Raw genomic sequence first — 14,887 nt, forward strand, 5'->3', positions numbered from 1 at the left:
CTCCTTGTGATATCTCGATCCCACCGATGGCATAGGCCTCACCGATATCTCCTGTAACAAGGATCCGGCTCCTATTGTCGAGCTCGACCGTACCGCCGTTAATTGCATATGTACCTTCCATCCAATCGAGGAAATCCCCAAGTGTAGTAGTCGCATCGACTATCTCGGTCCTGTCTCCCAGATCAGTGCCCCCTATTATCCCGTCAAGTTCCAAGTCCCCCTCATCGATCGGGAGTCGAACATTGTTCACATAGATTTCAGTCAGAAGATCATCCTCTGATGCAAGCGCCCTCAATGGAATATTCGTAGTGCCGATTTCGCCCGCATCGACATCAAAGTTTGACAGAAAATTCTCGTTGAACTGGTAGCTGCTGGCAACGGAGATATTAAGAACTTCTATATTCATGGCGCCGGCCGCGATATCTATCGTCCCATCAGCATTGAGATTCACACCCGCAGAGGCGTCTTGCTGCTGCAGGACCGACTGGATCATTGTGACCAGATCGTTTAACGAAGTCGTCTCCGTCACGCTGAGTGTGTTATTTACTGCTGTCCCGCCGACAGTCGCAGAGATATTGATCTGGTCTCCAAGAGTAAGTCCGATATAGTCATCGGCCCCGGTATACAGATCGAGAAGTATGTCCCCTCCAGTAGCAGCGGACATGAACATATCCGCTGTCCTCAATATCGTTCCCTGTGCCTGGATCGTACCGGGAAGGTTCCCCGTGATCTCTATCTCGCTCGTGGCCCTGGCAGGCACGATCAACGAAGTCGGGATCATGATATCTTCTACACCCTGTCCCTGCTGGATATTCCCGTAATTGTCCGCGATGATCCCCTGGAGCTTATACCCGTTCCCGGGATTCACCATGTAACCTGCCCCATCCATGCTGAAGTTACCACCCCTCGTGTAAAACTGGTTAAAACCATCACTCAGCACGAAGAACCCCTCACCCTCGATGGCAAGGTCTGTCATGATCCCCGTTATCTGCATGTTACCCTGCGAAAAATTTGTATCTATACTGCCGACCGATGATCCCAGCCCGATCTGCTGCGGGTTTGTTCCACCGGTGCCTTCGGATGGCCTCGACGCACCCCTGATAGTCTGGGTGAGCATCTCCCTGAAAGTCACCCTGCTCGCCTTGAATCCCAATGTGTTGATATTGGCGATGTTGTTACCGATTACATCGAGTTTAAGCTGGTGGTTCGCCAGTCCCGTTACTCCCGCGAATAGTGATCTCAGCATCTCCGGTTCTCCTTCCACGCGGCCTTCCAGGCCGTACCCGCTATCCTGTTATTCCGAAATCTCGATTATCTGGGCGAGGTTGTACTCACGCCCCGCCACTGTCAGATAAGCGTTGCCGTCTATGAATCTCAGGGAAGTCACCCTCCCGGTAATAAACGAGGAGATCTCCCCGGCCGAGCCGTCGTCTCCCTCGAACTTCACACTCACGTAGTATTCTCCGTCCCCGACATCATTTCCCTCGAAATCCTCCTGATCCCATTCGATCTCGACATACCCGACTTCGTCGGCCCTGGCGGTCAATACCCTTATCTCCTCCCCGGTCGAGTCTGTTATCGTAACGACCGCATTTCCGGCTGTCGGAGCATAGAATCCACAAGCGCCTGCCCTGCCATCGTTCACCTGGATCAAGTCTCCCTGAATGGTCACTTCCCTGCCAATCAGGGTGGTAGAGAACGCATTGTTCATAGACTGGGTAAGCATCACACTCGAATCTATGCCATTGCTGATGTTCTCAAGCTGTTCGAGAGAACTGAACTGTGTCATCTGGCCTATGAATTCGGTGTTATCCATCGGTTCCATAGGATTCTGATGACTCATCTGGGCGACCAGGAGCTGAAGAAAATCGTCCTTCCCCATGGCCCCCTGATCGGTAAAGGCCGACCGACCGGCCGACTGTGTATTCACTCCGTTTATATCCAAGATCTTCCTCCTCAGACCAACAGGTCGATCCCGCCTGAATCGTTCCTGACCGTTTCCGCGTGCCTGCCGACTATAACCGGTTTGTCGAGTGCGGTTTCTCCGACGGACATATCATCGTCGGACATGTTCCATTCCGAATGTTTATCAGTATCGTTGACCGAAACGTCAAGTTTCTCGAGAACGAATCCTTCGTTCATGATCGCATCGGCAAGCCTGCCCGTACCGCCATCGACAGCGCCCTTGATAGCGACCGATTCGACGAGGATCGAAGCCCTTACCTTCTTTCCCCTGACCTCGACCCGGATCTTCATCTCACCGAGTTCGGGTGGGGACAGAAACATCTTTATCTCCTGAACGCCGTTCCGTGAGACAACGTTTCCTATCTGCTCTATCAATCCATCCCTGGCCGTATCCATTATCTGTGCCTTCTGGATACTGTCGACCCTCTTCACATTCGCGACACTCTTCACTGCCTCGGCCTGATGGCTAACAGCGGCAATCTCATTAACAGTCTCGCGCGATTCTGTCCGCGATGCCCTGAACTCGTCAACGCCAGATCTTCCCACCAGCTCGAGGAATTCATCTTTCAAAGTCCATGGTGACTCTGGCATCGAGCTGCCACTTTCACCGGGCCCCGACGTAGCGGATACCTGTTCAGGCATCTCATCACGGGCTACACTTGAATGGATCGCCCTGACTGATTCTCTTTCAACTTTCAGCCTGAAGTCCTCCATCTCCCTCATTGATTGTCCGGATAGAGGTATCGAAGCTGCTGAGTTTAAATTCTCGATCAGTTTCCCGGTCAGAGCTTCCCCACTCATATCTTTCCCGTTTATTGCACCTTCGGGCTTTCTGATCTCCCTGACTTCCCGGTGTACACTCGGCAGAACGTCTATTTCGAAATCATCAGATTTCATTTCCAGCGTGGCCCCCGTGGTATCAGGATTCGTCAAGGTCGCTGCCGGCATACCTCTTTCCTTAAGGAACTCTGCCCCGGTCATTCCCTGCTCCCTGATCGCGACACCCTTCGCCCGACCTATCCCTCTGTGAACGGTACCACCGCTGACATTCTCATCTGGTTTGTGCCCTGTTTTGTGTCCCGGTTTGTTCTCAGTTTTGACTCTTTCGGGTATCCTCTGATCATCATCCTTCACTACTGAAGGATCCAGTGTGTCTGAGACAGCGATTCCACCGGGCATCTTCATGTCGTCATTCAGCAGTCTTGCGAGAAGTTCAGAAGGATCAGTCCCGGCAATGAGGTTTCTGTCCATTTCCTCTATCAGGCCATCGATATGATTCCCCATACTGGTATCACCCGGTTCTTCTACTGACAGGGCCTTCTCTTCTATCGCAACAGGAATCATCGTGGAAGATCCATCCGGCTTGCGGGGCGATGTGTCTATGCCGAAAAGAGGCACTTCACCTGTCATCCCTTTCGGAGGATCGATCTCCATCCCGGCAGGGACAAGAAGGTCCATGAATCCGGCCGCGGCAAATAGTCCCGATTTTTGTGAGACTTTTGACCCCGAACGAAATAGACCTCCCCCGTTATCGAGAGTCTTTCCTGTTATTCTGCTTCCCTGTCCTGCTACGTTCATATCGTTGGACGCTTTCCTATTCTGCGGCTGATCTCAGCCGACACGGCGGGAGGAAGAGCAGCCATGAGCTTGGCGGCTTTCTTCTCTTTCATCGCCGTTATGATCTTTACAAGAAGATCCATCTTTATCGAGGCCGCGATCGGAGCCGCCTTGCCCGGTTTCATCGAATCATAAAGCTTTGCGAGTCTGGTGATCTTCTCCTGATATTCCTTGTCGATCTCACCCGACATCTCCGACATCCTTCTCAGGTAATCCTCGAGTTCCAGTCTCATATCCGAAATGATCTTCTTCTCCATCTCAAGATCATTCTTGATGCTGAGCATCTCCACCTTGTTCCTCTCGAGATTTATCTTCTGGGTCTCTATCGCCTGAAGTTGAACGAGATTGATCGTGGTCTGATCTACTGGGACTACCGCTTCCATTTCCAGTTCACTCTCAGGCCCGAATCTCATGAATCCCATCGAGTAGAGAGCTCCCATCGATATGAGAATAAAACTGAGAGCCGATACCGCGATTACATCTTTCATCCTGGTTCCTGTCCCTCTATTTTCGGTTTCGATATTACTATTGCCGAGAGAGCATCAGCGCAAGTGATATGCCACGCGACCTCCCTCACCGACAAGGCTGGATCGGTGTACCAAACAGGTTGAAATAAAAAAGGTTAAAGTATTATGGGAAAGGTGACGACAGACAGGGGGGTGGTTATTATACGGATTCGGGGAAAATTTTACCCCCGTGTGCGGACCATATTTTCCGCCTCCGGGTCAGGATCCAATACACGAAGAGAATGCGGGGGGCAGCCCCGAAAACTTCATCTGTTCTTGTTTTGATAGGCATGCACGAGTGCCAGGTCGTCCGCGACCCTGCTCCTCACTACTTCAAGATGTTTCATGAGATCTGATTCGCTCGAAGAGACTACTTTTTCCCATATCTTGTGCGTGATCGAATCGTTGACGACCGATTCCCTGCGCCCATGCTCATCCCTTATCGCGGTGAGAACCGAAGATTTCTGAAGAGTGATCCTTCTGTCGAAGTGGTCCTTCCCCCCTCTGAACCTTTTCATCTCCTCAATATTCAGACGTTCTCCCTCCTGAGGAATACTTTCGAGGAAAAACTCATTTTTTTTCAAGTATAGGGATTCCAGGATGTTCTCCTCCATATTCCTCCTGGAAGAGGCTTTCTGTAGTTCGACGACGCTTAGAAGTTTCTTCTGTTCGAAGTATCTTGCGATCTTACGGAGTTTCCTTACGCGATTCTTCATCCATTCATACTCCGTCGACTATCCCGGCGAGGGATGATTCTGTTTCCGCGAATGATATGGATTCCGATATTTCCTGCCTGAAGAACTGACGAAGCTGATCGTTCATCTCTATCGCAGTATCTATCGATGGATTACTGCCTGTCACATACGCTCCGATATTAATAAGGTCCTCCGCCTCCCGATAATCCGCCAGCCATTTCATCACCTTGTCGCGTCTTTCCTTCTGCTGTGGTGAAAGAAATACAGGAGCCAGCCTTGAGATACTCTGTAACACATCGATTGCTGGATACTGATTCATGTTGGCGAGTCTTCTTGAAAGAACGACATGGCCGTCAAGGATAGCCCGGATCGCGTCTGTCAACGGATCGGCACTTATATCGTCTCCCTCGACCAGGACCGTGTAAAAACCGGTTATGCTGCCTGTGGTGCCACTCCCCGCTCTTTCAAGCAGGGCCGGCAACTTGGCAAAGACAGACGGCGTGTATCCGCGCGAAGTCGGAGGTTCCCCTACCGCCAGACCGATCTCCCTCTGAGCCATCGCATAGCGTGTGACCGAATCCATCATGAACATGACATTCTGTCCACGATCACGAAAATATTCGGCTATCGCCATGGCTGTCTCCGCACCCTTCACCCTCATAACAGGACTTCTGTCCGAAGTCACAGCGACGATGACAGACCTGCTGAGGCCTTCAGGACCAAGAATATTATCGATGAACTCCCTTACTTCACGGCCTCTCTCACCGATCATCGCTATCACATTGACATCGCTGATTGCATTTCTGCATATCATACCAAGAAGGACGCTTTTTCCCACACCACTTCCGGAAAAGATCCCCATTCTCTGCCCCATGCCACACGGCAGGACAGAATCTATAGCCTTTATGCCGGTTTCCATCATCGTCGATATCGGTCTTCTATCAAGCGGCGATGGCGCATTGTTATCAAGTCGCCTCCATTCACCGGTACGAATCTCACCGAGATTGTCGATCGGTTCTCCCATAGCTCCGATGACCCTGCCGAGCAATGCGTCACCAACAGGCACACTCATGGGCTTGCCAGCGGGAAAGACCATACTCCCCTCTCCGATACCCGTTGCGTGACTGAACGGCATCACAAGGACACGGTCGTCACGGAATCCTACGACTTCCGCTATTACCTCACCTTCGCTTCTGCCTGTTTCGATTCGACATATGTCGCCGACTGAAGCATTTATCCCCTCGACTTCAGCGACGAGTCCGATCATTCCGACCAGCCTGCCACTCCGGAAAACGGGATCAGTATTATCCAGTGTTGTCTGGAGTCGAGCCAACCCGCTCGTCATCAGATTTCCCATGTTCATTCTCCATTGCCTCGACCAGCTTTTCAAGCTGGCCGTCAATAGTCGCGTGAAGAGCTCCCTTGTCCGTTTCCATCACACAGCCCCCACTCCCGATCGATCCGTCCGGGATCATCCGCACTTCGGCAAGCCTCTCGGCCAGATCTTGATCAATCGACATTATCTTCTCCAGGACCCCCACGTCGTCCGGATTGAGCCTGATTCGCAGGGGAAGAGCTCTGTCGAGTTCCTTCACACAGGATCTGACCTGTTCCTCAAGACATCGCAGAACGTCGTTGGAAAGTTCGAATTTCAATATCTTCTCCGTCATACCCTTCACCAGCCCGATCAATTCCTCCTCCAGTTCGAAAGAGAGTGTTTTTCCGGCTTCATCAGCACTTACAGCAAGTATGTACGTCTGTCTTACAGCTTTTTCCTTCCAGTAGTTCGCTTCATCAAGGCCTTTCTGCATCCCTCTCACATACGCGATCTGGATATTTCTCTTGAATTGCTCTTCCTTCCGGCGGGCCCTCTCCTGTCCCTCCAAAGTGTAGGAGAAATCTTCAGGGTCTCCCATTCCGGGGAGCAGCTCGAAGCTGTCTGCCCGTCCTGCCTGAACGGTTGAAGTATGACTTTGTTCCAGGGTCACTGTCGGTCCTTCCCTATTCCACTATCACCGATGTAGATCCGCCTCTGCCGGCGATTACTATACGTCCCTCGCCCTCGAGACGTCTTACTACATCAGATATTCTCTGTTGCATGGCTTCGACCTCTACCAGCCTCATCGGACCAAGATACTCGACTTCCTCTCTCAATCCCTCGGCTGCTCGTTTGGACATATTCGAATAGATCATTTCCTTTATCTTGTCCGTAGCGGCTTTCAACGCGATAGCCAGTTCCTTGCTCTCGACCTCCTTCAGGACCTCCTGTACGCTCCTGTTGTCGAGCAACTCGATATCCTTGAACACAAACATCTTGTTCTTTATCTCCTGGGCCACCTCCGGATCAATGTCCTCTACTCCCTCCAGAATCTCCATCCAAAGTTCAGAATCGATCTCGTTTAAAGCGTCGGCGACAGATTTGGTACCACCGACCGTGCCTCTTGTAGTCTCAAATTCGCTGGAAATATGTTTTTCAAGGACTTCCTCGATAGACTTGAGTACTTCCGGATTCGGTTTGTCCATAGTGGCAATCCGAAAAGCGATATCGGACTGGATATCTTCAGGCAACTTCGAGAGGACCTGGCCTGACAGCGCTGGATCGAGGTTGGCCAGAACCAGTGATATGGTCTGTCGATGTTCGTTCTTCAGGAAGTTCGCGATAGTCAGAGGCTCCACTTTCCTTAGCATCTCGAAGGAGGACCCATCTCCGAGACCCATCACCCGGTTCAGCATCCTTTCTGTTTTTGTGTCTCCGAGTGCCTTTCTGAGAACATTCTCGGCAAAGTTAAATCCACCCTGGGAAATGTAACCCTGAAGCCTCATAGTCTCATAGAATTGTTCCAGTACACCCTGTTTTTCTTCCGCCTTTACTGTCCCGGTCTTCGTGATCTCCGCGCTCAGGACTTCGATCTCCTTGTCCGGCAGTTTTTTGAATACTTTGCTCGAAACATCCTCTCCCAGAGAGATCATAAGTATGGCGGCCTTCCTTACACCACCTGTATTCTCGATCGACTTGGCATTCGCTTGCATACTCATCGTTCCGATTATCCCTTTCTAGTCTTCGGCCATCCATGTCTGAACCAGTTTCGCTACCTGATCCGGATCGTTTCGTGAAATTTCCCTCGTTCTCTCCTCAAGAGAGAGTTCATTAGAGAGGGGTGCAATGTTGGCTCCCGAAGCTCCGCCTGATCCTCTCAGGACATTCGCCGGTGAAAAGGCCCGGAATCCCCCCCCCCCGGCAAACATACTTCCGACATGTTTCCGGAAAAGAAGGAACAACAGGACGAGGATCGCGATCGTCACGACCTTCCCTATTATCCCGGGTAGCCATTCCATGATCGGAGTATCAAGAGAGGTATCGAGTAGATCGAGGCTTTGAAACTGGAAATTGACTACATTGATCACATCGTTCCTGCCTGGATCGAACCCGACCGCGTTCTTTATGATCCCTTCCAGCTCTGTCAATTCCTGACCAGTCAGCGGCTTGTACTGACGAGTACCATCCTCAGCCGTCTCATAATGGCCATCCAGAGAAGCGGCGATCGTCAATTGCTTGATACCGCCACCACCCTCGACTATCGTCTCGATCGTCCTGTTTATATCGTAATTCGTCTGCACGCTTTCGCTGTTCGAGCCTTCCTGGGTATTGCTCTCCTCAGAGGTCACTTCGCTCCTCACAACGGACTGTGGATCGAAGACTTCACGTGTCGTCTCCACCGCCCTGAAATCCACGTCAGCGTTGACCTGAACGACGGCACGCCCAGCGCCAAGTACGGCCTCAAGCATCTGTTGAGCCTTCCCTGACAGGTATTGCTCAAGTGTACGCTGGATCTCGATCTGCGCGTTGAGCAGACCGACTCCTTCATCACCGGAATTGCTTGTAAGAGGTCTTCCTGTCTGGTCGATGATGGAGACCTTTCCCGTCTCGAGACCTTCGACACTATTGGATATAATATTGGTTATCCCGACGATCTGGTCCTTGCTGAGTACCTGTCCTCTCTTGAGCTTTACGATAACAGACGCGGTCGCTTCCTGGCCCTGCCCCTTGAATATGGATTGCTTGGGAAATACCAGATGGACACGGGCCTTCTCGACCACGGTAAGCCCGCTGATAGTCCGTGCCAATTCACCTTCCATCGCTCTCTTGTAATTGACGTTCTGTACGAAATCGGTGACGCTGAAATCCTGATCATCGAAGATCTTGTATGTAGTCTGTCCACCCTGCATGACACCGGAAGAAGCCAGGTTCACTCTGAGTTCGGCTACCCTTTCTGATGTGACAAGGACCGTGGTGCCTCCCCTTGTCACCTTGTACTCGACTCCAAGCTGTTCGAGTTCCTGTGTCACTTCTCCCGCACTCGACATGTCGAGGTCTGAGAACAGTACCGAGTAACTCGGTTTCCTTAACCAGGCTGTAAAGACTATCAGACTGATTATCACTGCAAGTATTATCCCCGAGAGTACGATCTTCTGGCTGAAGCTGAAGCTGTCCCATGCTCCCTGGAATCTTCCCAGTGTCTCATCCATTCCTGCCAAAACGTTCCCCCTGACCATTTTCTACGTTATCTTTACCATCCCCGTACAGAATACGGGCTGGAACTACATCCTCATCTGCATCAATTCACGATATGCTTCCATGATCTTGTTTCTCACTTCGAGCATCAGGTCGAAGGCAAGTCTGGCTTCCTCAGCCGCCAGCATGACATTATGCGCCTCTACCGGCTGGCCGCCGACAGCCGCGCTGACCACGCTCGAAGCCTTCGACTGTAATGTATCGGTATCGCTTATCATCTTGCTCAGCATCTCCCCGAACCCGGTCTTGCCCGGTGTTTTTTCGGAGCCGTAAGCCTGGCGTATGACTGCGGCCGATACAGGTCTGATCTTCATCTTTTCTTACCTTTCCGGTTCCTATATCTCGATCGCTTTGAGGAACATGTCCTTGGCCGCCTGGATAGCGGTCACATTCGCCTCGTATGCCCTTGTCGCGGTGATCATATCGACCATCTCGTCTATTACGTTTACATTTGGCATAGTCACTACACCATCGGTGTTAGCATCTGGATGGCCTGGATCGTATTTGAGCGTATAGGGCGTGTTCTCGTCTTCCACTATCCTGCCTTCCGGCCTGTAATACATCGATCTTCCGGTAGAAGAGATATCGATCCGGCTGGACTGGTCGAGCAACGATTCGAAAGGACCATTGATGCCCCGAGAGGAGATGCCTTTCTCCTTCACCGGAGTGATCGATACTGTCTTTCTCTTGTATGGCCCTCCATCCCTGGTTCTTGTCGTCTCGATATTCGCCAGGTTCTCCGCTATGACATCCAGCTTCATCCTCTGTACTGACAGTCCCGAAGCGCTGATGTTCATCGTCCTGAACAACCCTGTACCCTGCATCTCAATCTCCTCCTTACAGACAGATCAACTACCTGATCTTTCCGGATATCGCTGATTTCAGGACATCAAACTTCCCTCTGGTCAGTTTGGCGACCAAACTGTATGTAAGGGATGTCTTTGCCAGATCTGTCATCTCTTTTTCCATATCTACATCGTTTATTCCGTTAAAATATCCCGATCCTGTCTCTTTTATCTCGATGGGAGAATTCCCGGTGGTCCTGAGGGGAATACTACCGGGAGGCTGTCTCACTTCAAACAGTTTGAGCCTGTTTTTACTCGCCTTCCTCAGATTGTCCTCGAACGTGACGTGTCTCGAACTGTATCCGGGAGTGTTCACGTTCGCTACATTCTCCGCGGTGATCCGTAACCGAAGTGAATACGCGTCCAGTGCGCTCCCGAGTTTCCTGATCCCTACCCTGGGAAGTATATACTTGCCTATCATCATTACTCTCCCGCATTGACTGTAGAATATCTGCCCAGTGCGTAACCGGCAGCAGCTCCTGATACTTTCTTGTTACTGAATCTGCGGCTCGACGAACTGAAAAGGATCTCGTTCTCCCTTTCGAGTGACAGGAGTCGTTCGACTATCCCTGACAATTCCGAAACAAGTCTTTCGACCTGCCCGGGGTGCCATCTGCCATGCAGATATTCTCTCTTTTCCTGCTCTATCGTTTTCTCTATGGAATCAATCTCATCCATTATCATGTTTTTCCGTCTCAGGATAGCTATGACATCCTGCATCGATCGGCCGCTCTCCAGAGCTCCCTTCAGCTCGACGGACAGCTCAAGGATCCGCAGATAGCAGTCCTTTTCTTTCTGATAACAATGAATCAATCTGTCATCTTTTGACATCAGCCAGCGTCTCCCTGTAATCCACAATGAATTCCTTCCAGAAACAGGCTCCCGGGCCACCCGGGGTACTATCGCATATACGAGAATATTCGCTCGCCGCCTGTTCGTGGTCTTTCTTCAGCATAAGCATCATCGGGTTCCATACCTTCACTCTCTCGACAAGCCTCTCACACCCATACAAACCGATCTCGGTGATGATTTCCGCAGCCAGAGAAAATCTCTTTGACATGACCGCCGAAGTGAAGCACAACTCCACAACAGCCATCGCCTGTTCAGGAGAGTTCTCATCCATGTCGAATTTCCTGATCAGGGCATCTATCCGCGAGTATGCTTCGTCGGCCCTGTCCAGCGCGATCAGAAGTCTCGTCTCGAAGATCCCAGCATCGAATTCCGGGAAAAACCTTCTGATCCTCATAAACCTTGTATACAGCCATTGGACATCGACGTCTGACAGGTACAGATACACCATCGCGTCCAGGAGTTCAGGAGCGAGCGCTGTTTTGATCGACGAATCCCAGAGTTCCACATTACCGAGGAGATAAAGAATAAGATCCATGTCGGCAAGCTGTACTCCCGTACGGAGAAGACCTCTGTAATTCTCCATCCGGAACAATCCACCCTCGTCATTTCTCCTGAGGATCTTCCACCAGAGTGAAGCCTCCTCATACATCCCTATCTCCGTATAGCTTTCAGCTATCTGCCAGATCCTCTCATCACCCTTGAACCCGCTGATCGTATCGAGCGGCATAAACAGATTCAGGAGAGAATCAAGCCTGCCACTTTGATATTCGAAGCGGTCCAATATCCTCCATGCTTTCTCCTCGGTCATCTCGCCTTCGAAATACCAGTCGGAAGCCCTTGTGATGACTTCCGCAATGGACCCGTCTGAGGCCTGCTGCTGATTCCCCGATACAGGGGAAGCTGCGGCAAGCACGGCAAGCATGATCAATATTTCAAAACTCTTTCTCAAATCGTTCCTTTCACTGTCTTTCACAGGGATGTCACCGCAATGAGCATGCCATGCGTGAACTGCCGTCTTGACCAGGAATTTACTTCCCACAGAGGGAAAAATCGCCTTTCCCGCTGAAACTTCCTTTTTATTCGGGGTGTTGGGAGCTCGTCCAAAGGAGGTGATATGGAAAAACCGACCTATATCAATATTGACGAAAGCCGATTATAAAACCGGTGCACATTCTTCATCCAGCATGGATCGATAATCATTCATCTGACCGGAATAGAAGCGGTGATCCGAAAAGGGAGTGGACTGTCCCGTCATGCAAAGAAACACGATAACAGCCTGGTTCTTATATGTTCATGGAAAAATATACAGAGATCGAGACCTTGTCACCGGTCCATTATCTGCTTCAGATGAGCTGCAAGCCGACTGGCGATACTTTCCCTGACTTCATCGGAATCGTAGTATCCATCAGCCAGACGCTGCTTCACTTCTGCCACCCGGTCGGCCCTGACATCACCGGTCTTTTCAGCTTCTATGCGAGCTCTGGAAACAAGGCGGCTGGTCTCGGAGACCTCACTGGCCTCTTTCGTGGAACTACCGGTACCCTGACCCGGTCCCGTTCTGGCAGCGGATTCCCTGTTCTTCTCCGCGTCCCTGCTGGCGGACGGGTCGTTTACCTTGCCTTGTCTTATGTTGTTTATCTTCATCTTAAGCATCTCCCTTTATCAGGGTAGCCTTTCTGTATCCGCCGAGTCAACATCAATCCTATACCCTTGAGTATTTTCTCTGGACCTCATCGGTCTTTTTGTTGTCCTCGATCTTTCTACTGAACTCGGACCTCATCACCTTGAGTCTGGCCCTGACGATCGCGTCCCGTGATCGTAGAGAACCAAGAAGCTCTAATAACCTGTACCTTTCGATCCCCGCCCCCGAAAGCTCTGTTATCGAGGCGGAACGATCTTCCAGAAGACAGGACAGCAAATTCAGGTCCAGATTGCCAGCATGCAATTCGACCTCATCTGTCTTCTTCTCGATCTCCTCTATCAACTTATTTATGTATACCAGGTTATCTTTCACCAGAATTGTTCCTTTCCTTTTCCTTCAATCCGGCCCATCCATTACGAAGACTTTTGGCGACCGGGATGATCTGTTCTATCCGGTCGGCAGATTTTTCCATATCGGCTGTTATGATCTCCCTGTATATATGGAAGCATAAGGACCTTGTATTTGTCGATATCTCACTCCCATCATCGATCGTGGAATGAAGCAGATGATGAGCTATATCCCTGGCTCGGATGCAAGGTTCATGCGCGTTCTCCTCCTTGAGCAATTTTTCCCTGGCGATGCCCAGAAATCTCAATAGCCCGTCGTAGAGCATAGTCAGCAATGTCAGCTGATCAGCGCTCTCGATACTGGTCTTTGTGTATCTGTTGACCGCATCGACCGGGGCCTCCATCCGCCTTTCCAGAGTAATGACCATCTAAACGCCTTTCTTCATTGGTCTATCATTTCTTCTGCCAGTAATTCGTGAGTCCCTGGAGCTGGGAGATCATACTGGTGAGATAATTCTCCTGCGCCTGGAACTGGGCTATTGCCGTTTCGAGCTGGACGAACTGGTTGAACAGTCGACGCTCTTTCTTTTCGATCCTGGCGCTTATATGATCCATCTCGCCTTCCATCGTCTCGTTTATAGTCTCTATAGCATTCTTTTTTGCGGAAATAGCTCCGGTTTCAAGTTCGACAAGGTCGTTGATATACTCGGTGACCCTTGTTGCGACGCCTTTCGTCACTTTGACCGTCCCCTGGCTTCCACCCTGGATGGCAAGCTGATCGGCAGTTATCGTCACGAGAACCTGTAATCCAGCCGTATATTCATTGTCGATATCCCCGGCAAGGTACCTGCCGGCGCCAGTCGCTTCTTCTCCGTTTATCGTGCCGGCGACATTGGTGCCTCTCGCTAGTACTCCCGCAGTGACTCCGATCGATGAATAGATAGAATTTTCCTCAACGGCACTGAACTCGATGCCCGATCCCGATCCATACTGAAGTGATGTGAATTCGAAATGCCCGTTTCCACCTCCATCATCCATATATTCTACGGATATCGTCGATCCTCTCAGATCATCGTCATTGTTGATCGCGTCCTCTATGGCAGCAGCAAGCTGTCCACCCGATGTATAGCTTCCGGACGCTATTGAAAGTACGGTAGATTCTCTGTCATCAAGAGTAATCCTGAAACTGTCATTCGAAGAATCTATGACCAGCGGAGACAACTCGGATGGGTCCACTATCGATTCAGCCGTCAACATGGCTTTCGATGCCGCTGCGGTGATATTAATCTCATATCCATCCTCATCGAACAGGTAGCTCGACTGCGTTTTGGAAGAGGCGACGAGGAACTGGACATCAGAGTCCGTCGTGGAGCCCGAAGTGGAAAACAGATTGACCAGTGAATCCGGATCAGACTCGACTGCAGTTCTGAGCTGAGAAGCGTCTACGGAGAGCGTACCGTCATTCGCCGTACGTACCCCGAGCGCTGCCAGGCTGGTAAGCTGCTGACCCAGACCCTGAACTATGTCTGTGACTTTCTGACGTACAGACTGGTTGAGACGCATGGCGAAATTTTCACCGAACAATTCGCCCCCTAACCCGGTTTCCTCATCAAATCGGAAATGAGTATTAAAGAATTTTACAATATCCGAATATCTGTTAACAAATTTTTCCACGTCCTCCACCATACCATCTACATCCACAGCCACATCTATAGTAACCGATGTGTCTGCCTGGGCCTGGTTCAGTTCCAGAGTGACATTCTCGATAAGGCCGGTTACTGTATTGGACGAGCTTTCCAGTTCGACCGGAGTCCCTCCTCCGATCGTTGACCCCAGAGTGTAGAT

18 protein-coding genes are annotated in these 14,887 nt (G+C 50.8%); all 18 read right to left on the bottom strand.

The window, feature by feature from the left end; genetic code table 11:
* Positions 1-1,246, bottom strand: a 1,246-nt coding sequence (locus KOO63_13200) for a flagellar hook-basal body complex protein (GenBank protein MBU8922769.1), incomplete at its 3' end; no start/stop codon positions are given.
* Positions 1,247-1,294: 48 nt separating this feature from the next.
* Positions 1,295-1,945, bottom strand: coding sequence for a flagellar hook assembly protein FlgD (locus KOO63_13205; protein ID MBU8922770.1), 651 nt, complete (start codon positions 1,943-1,945; stop codon positions 1,295-1,297).
* Between the two features lie 11 nt (positions 1,946-1,956).
* Complete coding sequence (locus tag KOO63_13210; GenBank protein MBU8922771.1) at positions 1,957-3,543, bottom strand: flagellar hook-length control protein FliK; 1,587 nt, start codon at positions 3,541-3,543, stop codon at positions 1,957-1,959.
* Positions 3,540-4,070, bottom strand: coding sequence for a hypothetical protein (locus tag KOO63_13215; GenBank protein MBU8922772.1), 531 nt, complete (start codon positions 4,068-4,070; stop codon positions 3,540-3,542). The genes KOO63_13210 and KOO63_13215 overlap by 4 nt, the downstream gene beginning before the upstream one ends.
* Before the next feature lie 284 nt (positions 4,071-4,354).
* Positions 4,355-4,804 (bottom strand): hypothetical protein, encoded by a 450-nt coding sequence (locus KOO63_13220; protein ID MBU8922773.1) that lies wholly within the window; start codon positions 4,802-4,804, stop codon positions 4,355-4,357.
* 4 nt (positions 4,805-4,808) lie between these two features.
* Complete coding sequence (locus KOO63_13225; GenBank protein MBU8922774.1) at positions 4,809-6,140, bottom strand: FliI/YscN family ATPase; 1,332 nt, start codon at positions 6,138-6,140, stop codon at positions 4,809-4,811.
* A complete protein-coding gene (locus KOO63_13230; GenBank protein MBU8922775.1) occupies positions 6,088-6,771 on the bottom strand; it encodes a hypothetical protein in 684 nt (227 codons plus the stop codon). Before KOO63_13230 ends, KOO63_13225 begins: the two co-directional genes overlap by 53 nt.
* 13 nt (positions 6,772-6,784) lie before the next feature.
* Positions 6,785-7,819 carry a flagellar motor switch protein FliG gene (gene fliG, locus KOO63_13235; GenBank protein ID MBU8922776.1) on the bottom strand — a complete coding sequence of 345 codons (1,035 nt, stop codon included), beginning with the start codon at positions 7,817-7,819 and terminating at the stop codon, positions 6,785-6,787.
* An 18-nt stretch (positions 7,820-7,837) separates the two neighbouring features.
* Positions 7,838-9,319, bottom strand: a complete 1,482-nt coding sequence (fliF, locus tag KOO63_13240) for a flagellar M-ring protein FliF (GenBank protein ID MBU8922777.1) — start codon at positions 9,317-9,319, stop codon at positions 7,838-7,840.
* A 63-nt stretch (positions 9,320-9,382) separates the two neighbouring features.
* A complete protein-coding gene (gene fliE, locus KOO63_13245) occupies positions 9,383-9,670 on the bottom strand; it encodes a flagellar hook-basal body complex protein FliE (GenBank protein ID MBU8922778.1) in 288 nt (95 codons plus the stop codon).
* Positions 9,671-9,691: 21 nt separating this feature from the next.
* Complete coding sequence (gene flgC, locus KOO63_13250) at positions 9,692-10,180, bottom strand: flagellar basal body rod protein FlgC (protein MBU8922779.1); 489 nt, start codon at positions 10,178-10,180, stop codon at positions 9,692-9,694.
* 28 nt (positions 10,181-10,208) lie between these two features.
* Positions 10,209-10,625, bottom strand: coding sequence for a flagellar basal body rod protein FlgB (flgB, locus tag KOO63_13255; GenBank protein ID MBU8922780.1), 417 nt, complete (start codon positions 10,623-10,625; stop codon positions 10,209-10,211).
* On the bottom strand, positions 10,625-11,032 hold the full coding sequence (locus tag KOO63_13260) for a hypothetical protein (GenBank protein MBU8922781.1): 408 nt from the start codon (positions 11,030-11,032) through the stop codon (positions 10,625-10,627). The genes flgB and KOO63_13260 overlap by 1 nt, the downstream gene beginning before the upstream one ends.
* Positions 11,019-12,092, bottom strand: coding sequence for a hypothetical protein (locus KOO63_13265; protein MBU8922782.1), 1,074 nt, complete (start codon positions 12,090-12,092; stop codon positions 11,019-11,021). The genes KOO63_13260 and KOO63_13265 overlap by 14 nt, the downstream gene beginning before the upstream one ends.
* Positions 12,093-12,376: 284 nt before the next feature.
* The gene (gene flgM, locus KOO63_13270; GenBank protein ID MBU8922783.1) at positions 12,377-12,697 is read right to left on the bottom strand and encodes a flagellar biosynthesis anti-sigma factor FlgM; all 321 of its coding nucleotides are present in this window, start codon (positions 12,695-12,697) and stop codon (positions 12,377-12,379) included.
* A 58-nt stretch (positions 12,698-12,755) separates the two neighbouring features.
* Positions 12,756-13,067 (bottom strand): hypothetical protein, encoded by a 312-nt coding sequence (locus KOO63_13275; protein ID MBU8922784.1) that lies wholly within the window; start codon positions 13,065-13,067, stop codon positions 12,756-12,758.
* Positions 13,057-13,470 (bottom strand): flagellar protein FliS, encoded by a 414-nt coding sequence (locus KOO63_13280; GenBank protein ID MBU8922785.1) that lies wholly within the window; start codon positions 13,468-13,470, stop codon positions 13,057-13,059. The genes KOO63_13275 and KOO63_13280 overlap by 11 nt, the downstream gene beginning before the upstream one ends.
* A 25-nt stretch (positions 13,471-13,495) precedes the next feature.
* The coding region (gene fliD / locus KOO63_13285) for a flagellar filament capping protein FliD (protein ID MBU8922786.1) at positions 13,496-14,887 on the bottom strand (1,392 nt) is incomplete at its 5' end.

It is taken from the genome of Candidatus Latescibacterota bacterium (assembly GCA_019038625.1).
Taxonomy (GTDB): Bacteria; Krumholzibacteriota; Krumholzibacteriia; order Krumholzibacteriales; family Krumholzibacteriaceae; genus JAGLYV01.

Coding starts and splice junctions, on each gene's coding strand:
- flgB (MBU8922780.1), bottom strand. CDS start 10,625: ATGATGATAGGCAAGTATATACTTCCCAGGGTAGGGATCAGGAAACTC.
- KOO63_13280 (MBU8922785.1), bottom strand. CDS start 13,470: ATGGTCATTACTCTGGAAAGGCGGATGGAGGCCCCGGTCGATGCGGTC.
- KOO63_13210 (MBU8922771.1), bottom strand. CDS start 3,543: ATGAACGTAGCAGGACAGGGAAGCAGAATAACAGGAAAGACTCTCGAT.
- fliG (MBU8922776.1), bottom strand. CDS start 7,819: ATGAGTATGCAAGCGAATGCCAAGTCGATCGAGAATACAGGTGGTGTA.
- flgC (MBU8922779.1), bottom strand. CDS start 10,180: ATGCAGGGTACAGGGTTGTTCAGGACGATGAACATCAGCGCTTCGGGA.
- KOO63_13260 (MBU8922781.1), bottom strand. CDS start 11,032: ATGTCAAAAGATGACAGATTGATTCATTGTTATCAGAAAGAAAAGGAC.
- KOO63_13225 (MBU8922774.1), bottom strand. CDS start 6,140: ATGGGAAATCTGATGACGAGCGGGTTGGCTCGACTCCAGACAACACTG.
- flgM (MBU8922783.1), bottom strand. CDS start 12,697: ATGAAGATAAACAACATAAGACAAGGCAAGGTAAACGACCCGTCCGCC.
- fliE (MBU8922778.1), bottom strand. CDS start 9,670: ATGAAGATCAGACCTGTATCGGCCGCAGTCATACGCCAGGCTTACGGC.
- KOO63_13215 (MBU8922772.1), bottom strand. CDS start 4,070: ATGAAAGATGTAATCGCGGTATCGGCTCTCAGTTTTATTCTCATATCG.
- KOO63_13220 (MBU8922773.1), bottom strand. CDS start 4,804: ATGAAGAATCGCGTAAGGAAACTCCGTAAGATCGCAAGATACTTCGAA.